General features: G+C 50.8%; 17 protein-coding genes. 12 read left to right on the top strand and 5 right to left on the bottom strand.

Features of this window, described 5'->3' with window-relative positions:
* The first annotated feature begins 57 nt into the window (after positions 1-57).
* From OCV81_RS06940 to OCV81_RS06890, 11 genes are read left to right on the top strand one after another with little or no spacing between them, the layout of a single operon-like run.
* The gene (locus tag OCV81_RS06940; protein ID WP_032944423.1) at positions 58-672 is read left to right on the top strand and encodes a hypothetical protein; all 615 of its coding nucleotides are present in this window, start codon (positions 58-60) and stop codon (positions 670-672) included.
* A 40-nt stretch (positions 673-712) separates the two neighbouring features.
* The gene (locus OCV81_RS06935) at positions 713-1345 is read left to right on the top strand and encodes a DUF4141 domain-containing protein (RefSeq protein WP_055172651.1); all 633 of its coding nucleotides are present in this window, start codon (positions 713-715) and stop codon (positions 1343-1345) included.
* Between the two features lie 18 nt (positions 1346-1363).
* Positions 1364-2368, top strand: a complete 1005-nt coding sequence (gene traJ / locus OCV81_RS06930; RefSeq protein WP_032944415.1) for a conjugative transposon protein TraJ — start codon at positions 1364-1366, stop codon at positions 2366-2368.
* Positions 2369-2388: 20 nt separating this feature from the next.
* The gene (gene traK / locus OCV81_RS06925; protein WP_029426967.1) at positions 2389-3012 is read left to right on the top strand and encodes a conjugative transposon protein TraK; all 624 of its coding nucleotides are present in this window, start codon (positions 2389-2391) and stop codon (positions 3010-3012) included.
* Between the two features lie 12 nt (positions 3013-3024).
* Entirely contained in the window at positions 3025-3318 is a 294-nt protein-coding gene (locus OCV81_RS06920) for a TraL conjugative transposon family protein (protein WP_029426964.1), read from the top strand.
* 4 nt (positions 3319-3322) lie between these two features.
* Positions 3323-4615 carry a conjugative transposon protein TraM gene (gene traM / locus OCV81_RS06915; RefSeq protein WP_148329406.1) on the top strand — a complete coding sequence of 431 codons (1293 nt, stop codon included), beginning with the start codon at positions 3323-3325 and terminating at the stop codon, positions 4613-4615.
* 20 nt (positions 4616-4635) lie between these two features.
* Positions 4636-5607 carry a conjugative transposon protein TraN gene (gene traN, locus OCV81_RS06910; protein ID WP_148329405.1) on the top strand — a complete coding sequence of 324 codons (972 nt, stop codon included), beginning with the start codon at positions 4636-4638 and terminating at the stop codon, positions 5605-5607.
* A 2-nt stretch (positions 5608-5609) separates the two neighbouring features.
* Positions 5610-6182 (top strand): conjugal transfer protein TraO, encoded by a 573-nt coding sequence (locus OCV81_RS06905; protein ID WP_025279137.1) that lies wholly within the window; start codon positions 5610-5612, stop codon positions 6180-6182.
* Between the two features lie 6 nt (positions 6183-6188).
* Positions 6189-7067: a toprim domain-containing protein gene (locus tag OCV81_RS06900; RefSeq protein WP_148329404.1), complete on the top strand. Its 879-nt coding sequence runs from the start codon at positions 6189-6191 to the stop codon at positions 7065-7067.
* 33 nt (positions 7068-7100) lie between these two features.
* Complete coding sequence (locus OCV81_RS06895) at positions 7101-7604, top strand: DUF3872 domain-containing protein (RefSeq protein WP_032944587.1); 504 nt, start codon at positions 7101-7103, stop codon at positions 7602-7604.
* 13 nt (positions 7605-7617) lie between these two features.
* Positions 7618-8130, top strand: a complete 513-nt coding sequence (locus OCV81_RS06890) for a glycoside hydrolase family protein (protein WP_148329403.1) — start codon at positions 7618-7620, stop codon at positions 8128-8130.
* Positions 8131-8187: 57 nt separating this feature from the next.
* Here OCV81_RS06890 and OCV81_RS06885 read toward each other — a convergent pair whose 3' ends face one another.
* From OCV81_RS06885 to OCV81_RS06875, 3 genes are all read right to left on the bottom strand, one after another.
* The gene (locus OCV81_RS06885; RefSeq protein ID WP_087409470.1) at positions 8188-9252 is read right to left on the bottom strand and encodes a DUF1848 domain-containing protein; all 1065 of its coding nucleotides are present in this window, start codon (positions 9250-9252) and stop codon (positions 8188-8190) included.
* Between the two features lie 116 nt (positions 9253-9368).
* The gene (locus OCV81_RS06880; protein ID WP_148329402.1) at positions 9369-10292 is read right to left on the bottom strand and encodes a DUF932 domain-containing protein; all 924 of its coding nucleotides are present in this window, start codon (positions 10290-10292) and stop codon (positions 9369-9371) included.
* A 45-nt stretch (positions 10293-10337) separates the two neighbouring features.
* Positions 10338-10628 (bottom strand): DUF4120 family protein, encoded by a 291-nt coding sequence (locus OCV81_RS06875; protein ID WP_055300440.1) that lies wholly within the window; start codon positions 10626-10628, stop codon positions 10338-10340.
* 333 nt (positions 10629-10961) lie between these two features.
* Between OCV81_RS06875 and OCV81_RS06870 the strand changes: the two genes are divergently transcribed.
* The gene (locus OCV81_RS06870) at positions 10962-11306 is read left to right on the top strand and encodes a hypothetical protein (RefSeq protein ID WP_148329401.1); all 345 of its coding nucleotides are present in this window, start codon (positions 10962-10964) and stop codon (positions 11304-11306) included.
* A gap of 54 nt (positions 11307-11360) precedes the next feature.
* On the opposite strand, the gene OCV81_RS06865 is transcribed toward OCV81_RS06870, so the two are convergent.
* Both OCV81_RS06865 and OCV81_RS06860 read right to left on the bottom strand, forming a co-directional pair.
* Positions 11361-12074 carry a hypothetical protein gene (locus OCV81_RS06865; protein ID WP_148329400.1) on the bottom strand — a complete coding sequence of 238 codons (714 nt, stop codon included), beginning with the start codon at positions 12072-12074 and terminating at the stop codon, positions 11361-11363.
* Positions 12075-12078: 4 nt separating this feature from the next.
* Complete coding sequence (locus OCV81_RS06860; protein ID WP_192921148.1) at positions 12079-12786, bottom strand: hypothetical protein; 708 nt, start codon at positions 12784-12786, stop codon at positions 12079-12081.
* Positions 12787-12792 lie beyond the last annotated feature (6 nt).

Raw genomic sequence — 12792 nt, 5'->3', positions numbered from 1 at the left:
GCCGAGAGCAAGAGGAAAAAGTGAAATCATTTATCAACCCATTAAACTTCTGAATTTATGTATAGCGATCTGGAATCTAATGAAAGCAAACGCCGTGAGGTCGTGTCATCTCTCTACTGGTCCCTGATGCAGGGCTGGAATATTCCTCTTTCCATACAGGACTATTACGGGCTCACGGAGGATTACCGTCTGTTCCATCAGCTTGAAGGGATGGCTCCTGACGAATACCTGCGGAAGAGGCAGACGGGGGAAGTACCCGACATTCTGGAGGTGGATGCAAGACTGACACACGCGGTGGAGAAGATTTTTGAAAGTGTATGTCCCCGTCCTCCGGCTGAATACCTTGACAAGCTGAACGGGGAACTGGAGAGGCTGGGCAGTATTGCCGCCTCGCCGGGTTCCGTACATGACCCGATACATATCCGCCCGGATTTTCTCGTGAAATACGGCATTGACAGGAGCAGTCCGGAGGATGTGATACGGAAACAGGCGGAGAAGGCTTACCGGGAACTGGATGCCCGATTTGTCAGGATGACCGGCAGACGTCCTTATGCGGACGAGTTCTTCAGGAATATCAGGCCTGCCCGCACGGTCTCCTCGGAAACAACACTGCGGAGGAAACCGCACATCACCGTCCGTCCTAAGCCGAAAGGCCGCAAGATGGGACTCTGAACTAACGGAAAAGATTTATCAACCATTAAAGATTAACGACATGAAGAAAAGAATTCTGACAGCCTTATGCTGTATCTGCCTCCTTTCGGCAGGCAGGGCACACGCCCAATGGGTAGTGACCGATCCCGGGAATCTTGCCCAGGGCATCATCAATGCCGCCAAGAATATCGTCCACACGTCCTCGACGGCTGGCAACATGCTCAACAATTTTCAGGAGACGGTCAAGATTTACAAGCAGGGCAAGGAGTATTATGACGGCCTTAGGAAAGTGAAGAATCTGGTACGCGATGCCCGCAAGGTGCAGCAGACCATCCTGATGGTCGGCGACATCACGGAAATCTATGTGACCAGTTATGAGCGTATGCTCAGTGACCCTTATTTCACCCCTGAGGAACTGAGTGCTATCGCCCTCGGCTACACGAAGCTGCTGGAGGAGAGTGCCAATCTGCTGACGGACCTGAAGACGGTGGTCAACGAGAACGGCCTTTCGATGAACGACAAGGAACGTATGGACATCATCGACCGCTGTTATACCGACATGCTGCAATACCGCAGTCTGGTGCAGTACTATACCAACAAGAACATCGGCGTGTCGTACCTGCGTGCCAAGAAACAGAATGATCTCGACCGTGTGATGGCTCTGTACGGTTCACCCAACGAACGCTACTGGTAATTTCAAGGAGGATTGCTTATGGTATTGTTGGCTGTGAATTTTGACAATCTGCACCAGATCCTGCAAAGTCTGTACACGGACATGATGCCGCTCTGTTCGCAGATGACCGGCGTGGCCAAGGGCCTTGCCGGATTGGGAGCCCTCTTTTATGTGGCGTACCGTGTCTGGCAGTCACTGGCCAGGGCCGAACCTATTGACGTGTTCCCTTTGCTGCGTCCGTTTGCTCTGGGTATCTGCATCATGTTTTTTCCGACCATCGTGCTGGGTACGCTCAACAGCATTTTGTCACCCGTCGTGACCGGAACGCACAGGATTCTGGAGACGCAGACCTTTGACATGAATGAGTATCGGCAGCAGAAGGACAAGCTGGAGATTGAGGCGATGCGGAGGAATCCCGAGACGGCCTACCTGGTGGACAAGGAGGCTTTTGACAACAAACTGGATGAACTGGGAGCTCTGGACGCTATCGAGGCTTGCGGTATGTATGTGGACCGTGCCATGTACAACATGAAGAAGTCCGTGCAGAATTTTTTCCGTGAGCTGCTGGAACTGATGTTCAATGCGGCCGCGCTTGTAGTGGACACGCTAAGGACATTCTTCCTGATTGTCCTTTCCATTCTCGGACCGATTTCCTTTGCCATTTCGTGCTGGGACGGATTCCAGGCTTCGTTGAGCCAATGGTTTGTCCGCTATATCAGCATCTATCTGTGGCTGCCCGTCTCCGATCTTTTCAGCAGCGTGCTGGCACGCATACAGACCCTGATGCTTCAGAGGGACATCGAGCAGCTGTCCGACCCCAACTTCATTCCGGACAGTTCCAATGCCGTGTACATCACGTTCCTGATTATCGGCATCATCGGGTATTTCACGATTCCGACCGTGGCCAACTGGATCGTGCAGGCCGGTGGAGGAGCAGGAAATTACGGCAAGAACGTGAATCAGGCTGCTTCCAAGACAGGCTCCATTGTGGGCGGTGCCGCAGGTGCTACTGTAGGAAATGTGGCCGGAAGACTAATCAAGTAACAATCATAAAACGAATAAGAATGGAATTCAAATCATTGAAAAATATCGAGACCAGCTTCCGGCATCTGCGCCTGTTCGGAATAGTCTATCTGGGTGTCTGCACCCTGCTTGTGGGCTATTCCGTGTGGAAGGCATACAGTTTTGCCGAAGCCCAGCGCCAGAAGATCTATGTGCTGGATGAGGGAAAGTCGCTCATGCTCGCCCTCTCGCAGGACCTGGAGCAGAACCGTCCCGTGGAGGCAAGGGAACATGTCAGACGTTTCCATGAGCTGTTCTTCACGCTGGCCCCTGACAAGAGTGCCATCGAGGGGAACGTGCAGCGTGCCATGTTCCTGAGTGACCGTTCCGCCTATTCCCATTACGGGGATCTGGCCGAACAGGGTTATTACAATAGAATAATTTCGGGCAATGTCAGCCAGCGTATCGAGATAGACAGCGTGAAATGCGACTTCAACACCTATCCGTATGATGTCATGACATACGCACGCCTTTTCATCATCCGTGAGAAGAGCGTGACGGAACGCAGCCTTGTCACGCATGGCAGGTTGCGGAATTCCACCCGCAGTGACAACAATCCGCACGGGTTCATCCTGGAAGGGTTCCATGTACTGGAGAACAGGGATATCAGAATGTATGACAGATAAAACAATGTATGTATGAGAAAAATGTATGTAAAGTTCAAGGAATGTATCGGGGGCAGGCTGCGCGGCCTTTGTGACAGACTCACACCCCGTCAGAGGGCAATCGCCGTCATCGTGATGGTTTCCCTTTTCGCGCTGGTGAATTTCTACATGATTTTCCGTGCGATTTATGACATCGGACGGGAGGATGCCCGGCAGGACATCATCAGGATAACCCCGCTTGAGGTTCCCGACTTTGTGCCTGCGGATACCCTCTCCGATATGAAAGTCCGTGAGATGGAAGAGTTTTTTAACCAGTTCAACAAGTAAGATTATGAGTACAGATGCAGAAAAATTGAAACAGAAGCAGAAAATCAGGAAATATCTGGTTTTCACAGGCATGTTCCTGCTGTTCCTCGGGTGCATGTGGTTAATTTTCGCCCCGTCCGAAAAAGACAGGCAGGAGGCGGAAAGGAAGACGGGCTTCAATGCCGAACTTCCCGATCCGAAAGGTACGGGTATAGAGGCGGACAAGATGGCTGCCTATGAGCAGGCAGACATGATTCGCCGGCAGGAGGAGAAGAAGCGTACGCTGGCCGACTTCTCCGCCCTGACCGATGGACACAGACAGGATAATGTCCCGGAAACAGAACCGGCGCAGGACATTGCAAGTGAAAATGAAAGCCGTGCGTACCATTCAGGAGGAAACGGCAGGACGGGAGCCTTCGCCTCTTCAGCCTCGGCTTACAACGACATCAACGCCACTCTCGGCAGTTTTTACGAGAGTCCTGAGGAAGATCCGGAAAAGGAAGCCCTGAAAGCAGAGGTGGAACAGCTCAGACAGGCTGCCGCAGCGCAGACGGCCGGACCGAGCTACGAGGAACAGGTGGCTCTGCTGGAGAAGTCCTATGAACTTGCCGCCAAATATATGCCTTCGGGCGGCAGCACGGGAACAGCGGACAGTCAGGAGACGGAAAGTCCCTCAAGGGAGAGGAAGGCGAAAGCCGTTCCCGTCGGGCTGGTGTCCTCTCCGGTCGTGTCGTCCCTTCCTCAGCCTCTTACCGATTCGGTACAGTTCGCGAGACTGCTTTCCGGTGCTGATATCGGCTTCCATACGGCTGTGGGCAGTGCCGGGACACAGATGGCGAGGAATACCATACGGGCCTGCGTGCATGGCGACCAGACCGTCATCAGCGGACAAAGCGTGCGTCTCAGGCTGCTGGAGGCCATGCGTGTGGGAAGATACGTGCTTCCCCGCAATACCCTGCTGACCGGTGAGGGACGTATCCAGGGCGAGCGGCTTGGCATTGAAATCCTGCAGGTCGAATATGACGGCAATGTCATTCCCGTGGAACTGACCGTGCTGGACAGTGACGGACAGGACGGGATATTCATTCCCGGTTCGACGGAAGCTAATGCGGTACGGGAAGTGGCCGCCAACATGGGACAGAATCTCGGCACGACCATCTCCATCACCAACCAGTCGGCAGGTGACCAGCTTCTCTCCGAGCTTGGACGAGGGGCCATACAGGGCGTGTCGCAGTACATCTCCAAAAAGATGCGCGAGGAGAAGGTACACCTCAAATCAGGCTACGGACTGATGCTTTATCAGAACAACAATCAATAACCCATTAAAACAGTAAAGACATGAAAAAGATTCTTTTGATGCTTGCCCTCGCAGGCGGCGTTGCAAGTGCACATGCACAGTCGGCTGATACCACGGCCGTAAATGATTTGACCCTGAAGGCGGATATCTATCCGCAGCAGGAGGACGGCGACCTCTATCTCGGGCTGTCCAGAAAGCTCACCTTTGACCGGATGATTCCGCCTTACGGTCTGGAAGTGACGTATGACAAGACGACCCATATCATCTTTCCCTCGGCTGTCCGCTACGTGGATCTCGGTTCTCCGAATCTGATTGCGGGCAAGGCGGACGGTTCAGAGAATGTAATCAGGGTAAAGGCTACCAGAAAGAATTTCCGTGAGGAGACCAACATGTCGGTGATTACCGAAAGCGGAAGTTTCTACACCTTCAATGTGAAGTATGCCGACGAGCCTCTGCTGCTCAACATCGAGATGGCCGATTTTATTAATGATGGCAGCGAGGTGAACCGCCCGAACAATGCCCTTGACATCTACCTGAAGGAACTCGGCAGCGAGTCGCCCAAGCTGGTACACCTTATTTCCAAGGCCATCCACAAGGATAACAGACGCCACATCAAGCATATCGGAAGCAAGGCGTTCGGCATCCAGTACCTGCTGCGCGGACTCTATACCCACAACGGGCTGCTCTATTTCCACACCCAGGTGAAGAACACGTCGAACGTGCCTTATGAGGTGGATTTCGTGACGTTCAAGATTGTGGACAAGAAGGTACTCAAGCGCACGGCTATCCAGGAGCAGGTGATATTTCCACTGCGTGCCTACAACTATGCCACGGCTGTCGCCGGAAAGAAGGATGAGCGTACCGTCTTTGTCTTTGACAAGTTCACCATTCCCGCCGACAAGATGCTGGTGGTGGAGATGCACGAGAAGAGCGGAGGCCGTCACCAGACCTTCACCGTGGAGAGTGAGGACATCGTGAGAGCGAGGGTGATCAATGAACTTAAAGTGAAATGACCATGAAGAAGTATCTGTTCCTTTTTGCCGTATGCGTATCGCTTGCCCTGTCATCGGGGCAGGCATACGCCCAGCGTTACCTTCCCGGAATGAAGGGCGTGGAACTCAGGGGAGGCTTTGCCGGAAACCTGAAATCACCGGTTGACTGGTACACGGGTTTTGCCGTTTCGGGATATACGAAAAGGGCCAACCATTGGGTGGCTGGTGTGGAATACCTGCTGAAGAACTACGGTTATCGCGGGACTTCCGTCCCACGGGCCCAGTTTACTGCCGAGGGCGGCTATTACCTAAAGTTCCTGTCCGACCCGGCGAAGATATTCTTCCTTTCTGTTGGCGGTTCCGCCCTGGTGGGATATGAGACATTGAACTGGGGAGAAAAGGTTCTGTATGACGGTTCCATGCTTTCCCACCGGGATGCCTTCGTCTATGGCGGAGCCCTGACGCTGGAGCTGGAAAGCTATGTGACGGACCGTATCGTGCTGCTTGCCCATGTGCGCGAACGAGTGCTATGGGGCAGTTCTCTGGGAAAGTTCACGACACAGTTCGGGCTTGGAGTCCGTTTCATCATCAATTAGACGCCTATGGATATAGAGATGATAAGAGGCATTCCCATTGAGGAATTCCTGTCCCGTCTGGGACATGAGCCCGTAAGAAGGCATGGCGACGAATGCTGGTATCTCTCCCCGTGCCGTGAGGAAAGGGCACCTTCGTTCCATGTGAATACCCGTAAGGGTGTATGGCATGACTTCGGTACCGGGCATGGAGGCGACATCTTCACCCTTGCGGGGGAACTTTCAGGAAGTGACGGCTTCATGGCACAGGCGAGGTTCATCGCCGGAGTTTATGGAGGCACAATACCTGAATATGCCGGACAGAAAAGAGAAAAGGAAAGTGTCAGGACAGAAAGGCGCAAGGAGCCTTCCCGCTTTGAGGAGGTGGTTTGCGGTCCCTTGCACTGTAATGTCCTGCTCGGCTATCTGAAGGGACGCGGCATTCCCGCCGAAATCGCCCGTGCGGAGTGCGAGGAAGTACGGTTCCGTCTGTACGGCAAGCGGTATTTCGCCGTCGGTTTCAGGAATATGGGCGGAGGCTATGAGCTTCGGACCAGATTCATGAAATGGTGTCTGCCGCCCAAGGATATTTCGGTTATCCGCAATGGCTCGCTTACCTGCAACCTGTTTGAGGGCTTCATCGACTTTCTTTCATGGAAGGTACTCGGCATCAGCCGCGGTGAGGATTATCTGGTCCTCAATTCGGTGGCCATGCTTGAACGCTCGTTTCCTTATCTGGACAATTACGGGAAGATCCGGTGCTACCTGGACAATGACGATGCCGGAAGAAGGACGCTGGCCGTCCTCCGGAAACGCTACGGTGACAGGATTGACGACTGTTCCGACCTGTATGCCGGATGCAAGGACCTGAACGAATACCTGGAAAGCAATTTTCCGCCTGAACAGTAATTTTTTTATAAACCGTTAAAACAAGAAATGAATATGAAACCTAATATGAACAGAAAAGGGCTGTATGCCCTTGTATGCGCCCTGATGGGCCTGACCTTCGGTATACTGACCTCGTGCAGCGATGACCTTGACGTGCAGCAGTCCTATCCCTTTACGGTGGAGACGATGCCGGTTCCCACACGTATTGTGAAGGGTGAAACCGTGGAAATCCGCTGTGAACTGAAACGGGAAGGACGGTTCTCTGATGCCCGATATACCATCCGTTATTTCCAGCCGGACGGCAAAGGCAAGCTGCGCATGGACGACGGGATGGTGCTGCTGCCCAACGACCGTTATCCTCTGGACAGGGAGGTGTTCCGCCTTTATTACACCTCAGAGTGTGAGGACCAGCAGAGCATTGACATCTATTTTGAGGACAACAGCGAGCCGGCACAGCTTTTCCAGCTGACCTTCGATTTCAACAATGAGACGGAGGACGAGGATACCGTGGTTACTTCCGGCGGCAAGGAATTACCTGTCGTTATCGTATCACAATGAACCTGACCTGCCTATGGGAATAAGAGCAAAATTGTTTGCGGCGTTTTTCGCCATAGCCTGCTTCGGGAGCATACCGTTGCGGGCGGAGAATCCGGTAAAGGAGAAACAGGACAGGTTCAGCCTTGCCGTAGAGTGTATCAAGCGCTATGAGGGCTGGCATGGAGAAAAAAGACACTGGCCTTATGTCGGGTACGGGCATAAGGTCCTTCCCGGGGAAAGGCTGACCAATGACATTACAAAAGAACAGGGGGATTCAATCCTGAGAGCGGATTTACGCAAGCTGTGCCGTATGTTCAGTTACCTGGGACGTGATTCGCTGATTGCCGCTGTTTTGAGCTATAATGTCGGGGCATACCGTCTGAAAGGTTACGGCAAGATGCCCAAAAGTAAATTGTTGAAGAAACTGGAGGCAGGAGACCGGAATATCTATAAGGAGTATGTTTCTTTCCGGTGTTACAAAGGCAAGGTAGTGCCGAGCATTGAACGGAGAAGGAAGGTGGAATACATGCTGCTTTTTGAGGAATAAAAAATGAGGAAGAATCTTTCAGTCTTTTGACTGTCAGTTTCTTCCTCGTCTTTTGTTTTACTTTCCGGTTATCGTTTCCGCCATAGGGTTCTGCCGGTGCATTTCCCAGTTCATGATTGCCGATTTTTTACTTGAATTTGCATAGCAGTATTCGCAGAGATGGGGGCAGGTATTGTATTCCCCGATATCCTTGGCTGCCATACATCCGCATGAGGTGCGTTGTCCCGGATCCTTTTTGTGATTGCTGACGAAGTATTTGTTGCCAGGGAGAATCACGGCACCGTAAGGAAGGTCATTCATGTCGAAAAAGGCTGGAGACGGCATTTCCTGTATGATGACGCCCAATGCGGACATCAGCTCCTTGTCTTTCCATGCCAGACGTGCTATAAGGTCACCGTCGATGCAGCGGTTACGGGATATCCTGTATTTGCCAAGATCCAGATTTTCGCCGCAGGTAGCCAGCTCCAGATTCCATCCTCTGTTACGGTTCAGTACCGTCAGTTTTCCGGCAAGCTCCTCCATTTTTTCTTTATTCCACTCATGATATGGGATTCCGCTGTCTGTCATGTTGGCCTTGACCTTTCTGTACGAGTCTATGTCTGCAAAACTGAAAACCAGCTTTTCCGTACAATTGTGTATCTCCGTTCCTACACGTTCGATCTTTTCAATCAGAGTATCCACGGATATGTTGTCTGTGAGTATCAGCGGATCGAACCGCCATATTACGGCTTCTTTGCCCAATATATCGGAAAGAGTCCTGAATGTTTCAATACGTTCTGTCAGCGGAGGGACACCGGTTTCCAGTCCGTCTTCCTCATAATCATTCAAAGTGAACTGGATATAGCAACCGATACCTCTTTCTTTCAGGATCGGCAGATAAGGAAGAAGAGGTTTGGGATTTTTCGACCAGAACACTATGAATCTTGTATTCTGGTAAGAGATATAGCTCTTTTTTCCGTTGAACGGGTTGTTCCACACGGAATAGCCGGTTTCGAGCCGATGGAAGAACCAGTCCGCATAGAATGCCGGGATGTCCGTGCTGCGGCTTGCCGATATGATGTCGGGGGCCGGGATTTCCATCTTTCGGCCGTCTATGATGATATTTGCTTTTTTCCAAGTCATATTGTTAAGATTATATAGTAAAGACAGCGTCGGTTATGAACGCCTGTCCGGGTTGTTGATATGTCATTGGTTTGTTTCTATGCAAAAATAATATGAATATTTCATTCTGTAGCTGTTCAGCCTACCAGAACGGCATCCTGTATTTCCACCTCTGAGGGCAGACGGGAAAGTAGGAGTTCCGCCATTGCTCCGTTCTGCGGAATCAGTGCCGGGAAATCCGTTCTGCCCGGCTTATATATTTCAGTCGCTACGTTATACAAATCCCAGGCGGTGATTTGTCCCTTTTCGCGGACCAGTTTCAGCACCTCTTCCGTGAAGATGGAAATCTGGCTCTGGTTCAGCGGGTAGGTTTCAACCGAGGATGACAGATTCCTGTCCGAACTGTCGTGGGAGACACGCAACGCTGTCAGCAGCCCGATATACATATACACTTCCTCCGGGGAGACGATTCTGCGTTTCAGCCGCTGAATCCTTGCAATGTCCTCGTTCATGTTCACCTCGAAGTTTGCCAGCCAACCGTCCACCGTTTCGAATACCCCTTCCGTTGTCACCTTGTTTTTTCCATAGTTGCAGATGCTCCTTTCCGGTGATAGGATACACTGGTTATGGCATATCTTCACGCACGGGCCTATGGCCGCTTGTATGCCGTCCTGATGGTAGGCGACGACCAGCGTAGTCGTCAGCTCGTCCGTTTCCCAGTCTTTGATCCGGATGGTCGCGAAGATGCGTCGGAGGATGTGCGCTTCCACTGCCTTTTCACCATGTGTCTGTTCCACTTGCGGGAGAATGCTCACCCCCGGCTGTGTCTTGTTCCTGTTCTGGGCGGCGAAGATTTCCTCCACCTCGTAATCGAGATTATACTTCTCGCAAATGTCCATCATACGTTGCAGGACCTGATAGTGATAGATGCCCTGGACAGGCTTGCCATAGATATCATTCTCCTTGTAGGTACGCTGGAGAGTTTCAAGGTTCATTACTTCGATTCCGTTGTTCTGAAAATCAAACTGCTGTTGCTTTTCCAATACTGCCAATGCTTCCATAATCTTGAATTTTATAAAGTTAATACTATGATTGTCTGTCATTTTTCAGGTATGTATCTGCCATCCGTGGAACGGTTGCAGCGTTACGGCGAAAGAGCGGTCCGGTATGCCGTGATAGAGCAGCCCGCCTACAATGCCGATGCTTCCGTCGGGATAGCGTTGTGTGAAACCGAACGAATAAGGAGCATGGTCATAGTAGAGCGAAATCTCGCTTGGATGATCGGGATTGTCTTCCCAGCTCTTCAGTCGGTCCAGACAGTTCTGGAGTGAGGTGTCACCGATGGATTCGGCATAGCGTTTTACATTCTGGAAATGTTCTTCATTTAGGATTTTCATGACTCATTGTATTTTATCTGTTAAACACGTCCGGCTCCGGGAGCCGGTATTTTTTATTTCTCGCCTGCCTGACTGTCCCGTGGCCGTACCCGCAAGGTTTGGCGAAAGAAAATACCGCAGCCATCGGCGAGGATGATTTTCTTTCAGCCAACCCCGCAGGGGCCTGACCTTGTCCGGGTACATTGGACACGGGACTACCTTTGCAGGGAGGGAAATAAAATATACAAGGGGTATATGCTGTAGTTTTCCGTACATGTTATGGTGATATTCTCTCTGATTTGTTCGTCATTGCCGGAGGAATGGTGTACTTTTGCAAATCCTAATTTGAAAATCATGGAAGATTATATAAAGAAAGCTGCGGATGCTTTCCTTGTGGAGCGTCCGTATGGTATGCGTGTGGATTACCGTAAAGGAGGATACGTGCTGTTCAACCGTAACCTCAATGTGTTGGGCAATAAGGAACATGCCCGCTTGGAGGAATTGCCTTTGGAGGATTTTGATGTGGATGAGATTCCCTTGGAAGGGGAAATCATAAAGGAACATGCGGGTTTTACCGACGTGTTTTTCTATTCGGATTGTACCAACCCCTATGCAGGGTATGTGCTGGATCTGAAGAAGCTCAAGGTTTATAACCAGTTTATATATCCCTTGGCGATGGTACTGAACAGAAAGCTGTAAAATTCAGATAATAGCGGTAACAGTTGCATAGGAGAGCTGTTACCGCTTTGGATCTTATTTTCTGATTTCATTTCCGGCAAGAAATGCAAGATAGTCTGCCACAACCTTATGGCACCCGGTAAAGTCGGGAGTACGGCGGCCTTTGTATTTTCGGAAACTGACGGTTCCGTTCCTGTCGATTGCTGTCACATGCCTGTTGAATGTCCCTTTGGTTCTGATATGGATGTCAAAGCCGTCCCTTCCGGTAATTTCAAGAAACATTTCTGCCGTTATTTTCTCACCGTCCAGGAATTTCCGCTTGTTCTCGTCAAGCAACTGTTGCCATCGGGTTTCTTTCTCCTTTCTTTCCAGTTCTTCTTTTCTTTTCCGTTCCAGCCGCTTTTCTTCCTGCTTTTTTGCATATTCCTCACGGGCCTGTATCAAAGGAGTGGAGTCAAGACCGAGTGCATTGAATACATGGACAGACAAGAGGGGGATGATTTTTCCATCCTCCGCATCCTTCAGGGTGTTTTCAATCCAGTTCTTGCAATAGGTCGCCGCTTCTTCCCGGTGCCCCTCCTTGTCAAGGATTCTGCGTGAATACTGTCCGCAGGAAAAATGGACATCACCTATCTTGCAGATTACATGGAAACTGTCTTCACTTTCGTTTCCGTATTCGTTTTTTCTTGCCAGCGAGATGAATACATTCTCCGCATACGGCTCAAGTTCCATGTATGGGGCAACGATGGTGTTGCCATCAAACTTGTATTTCAATACTTTTGTTTTCATATTTCTATTCAGTTTTTCTGTCGTTACAAATTTCATCTATTATCTCATTCTCTTTTCTCTCACCTTTGAGAAAGGCAAGCAGCCGCCGGAAAAAGAACGGGGCATGGTCTGTCCCCAGCTGTGAGCTTTCCCCGTTCCGGGTAGCGCATATTGCAAACCGTCCCAGTCCGAAGCTGTCCTGTGGCGGTACGATATGGAATGACAGATTTTCCGTACCGTTGATATGAACCCCGCCACGGTAGGTGTAGAAAGTCTTTGCGGCTCTACTGTCCGTATCAATGTCCACCCGGCTGTAGCCTGTTTTTTCCAGCTGCTCAATTATTTCCCGGACGGATATTTCCATGTCGGTACAACAGTTTGTCCAGTCCATGTTTGCCAGCACCGCCTCATAACGGTCATAAACCGTGTTGAACTGATCCTGATATTCTTCAAGGAATTCGCCCTCGTCATCGCACATGTCCTCAAGTGGAAGACCGTTCTCTTTTACAAGGGCGATATCCGCCAGTCCGCATACCGTTTCGATAAGCAGCGACCGTTCCATATCCCCGTTTTTCCCTATCCCGAATATTTTCATCCGGCAATACCGGAACATGGCAACCCGTGCCGACATGTCAAGGTCATTCCATACATCGGTACCTTCCTGTACATATAGTTTTTTTCTGATTTCTTCCGGCAACGAGTACCACCATTTGTTCAAATTTTCCGTATCCATAAATTT

It is taken from the genome of Phocaeicola fibrisolvens, assembly GCF_025567125.1.
Classification (GTDB): Bacteria; Bacteroidota; Bacteroidia; order Bacteroidales; family Bacteroidaceae; genus Phocaeicola; species Phocaeicola fibrisolvens.
Note: the sequence above shows the minus strand (reverse complement) of the source record. Positions and strands in the feature narration are given on the sequence as shown.